Source organism: Ruegeria sp. N10 (assembly GCF_056531545.1).
On record NZ_JBQFLY010000059.1, the window covers coordinates 1 to 1,132 of the forward strand.

Here is a 1,132-nt window from a genome sequence, read left to right on the forward strand (position 1 = left end):
CGCGGCATCACCATCTCGACCGCGCATGTGGAATACGAGACCGACGCGCGCCACTATGCGCATGTCGACTGCCCCGGCCACGCCGACTACGTCAAGAACATGATCACCGGTGCTGCTCAGATGGACGGCGCGATCCTGGTTGTGAACGCCGCGGACGGCCCGATGCCGCAGACCCGCGAGCACATCCTGCTGGGCCGCCAGGTTGGCATCCCGAAGATGGTCGTGTTCATGAACAAGGTTGACCAGGTTGACGACGAAGAGCTGCTGGAACTGGTGGAAATGGAAATCCGCGAGCTGCTGTCTTCGTATGAATACCCCGGCGACGATATTCCGATCATCGCAGGTTCGGCTCTGGCCGCGATGGAAGGCCGTGACCCTGAAATCGGCGAGAACAAGATCCGCGAGCTGATGGCGGCTGTTGACGAATATATCGACACGCCCGAGCGTGCTGTTGACCAGCCGTTCCTGATGCCGATCGAAGACGTGTTCTCGATCTCGGGCCGTGGTACCGTTGTGACCGGCCGTATCGAGCGTGGCGTGATCAACGTTGGCGACGAGATCGAAATCGTCGGCATCCGCGACACCTCGAAAACCACCTGCACCGGCGTTGAAATGTTCCGCAAGCTGCTGGACCGCGGTGAAGCGGGCGACAACATCGGCGCCCTGCTGCGTGGTGTGGATCGTGACGGCGTTGAGCGTGGCCAGGTTCTGTGTAAGCCGGGTTCGGTGACACCGCACACCAAGTTCGAAGCCGAAGCCTATATCCTGACCAAGGAAGAAGGCGGCCGTCACACCCCGTTCTTCGCGAACTACCGTCCGCAGTTCTACTTCCGTACGACTGACGTGACCGGCACCGTGACCCTGGCGGAAGGCACCGAGATGGTCATGCCCGGCGACAACGTGTCGTTCGGCGTTGAACTGATCGCACCGATCGCGATGGAGCAGGGCCTGCGCTTCGCCATCCGCGAAGGCGGCCGCACCGTCGGCGCCGGCGTCGTGTCGAAGATTACTGAATAAGGTCGAGTTTTCTTTAGAAAACTCTGGCCGGTGGGCGGCAGTTGCTCTGAAAGAGCAATGAGAGCCCACTCCATTGAACTAAAGAAGGCCGTTCCACAAGGGGGCGGCCTTTTTT

The 1,132-nt window shown here is 60.6% G+C and carries 1 protein-coding gene; it reads left to right on the forward strand.

The features are described 5' to 3' along the window. Nucleotides 1-1,017 (forward strand): elongation factor Tu (tuf, locus tag ACR0JI_RS21930; RefSeq protein WP_480496688.1); only part of this gene is annotated, 1,017 nt, incomplete at its 5' end. Nucleotides 1,018-1,132: the final 115 nt, after the last annotated feature.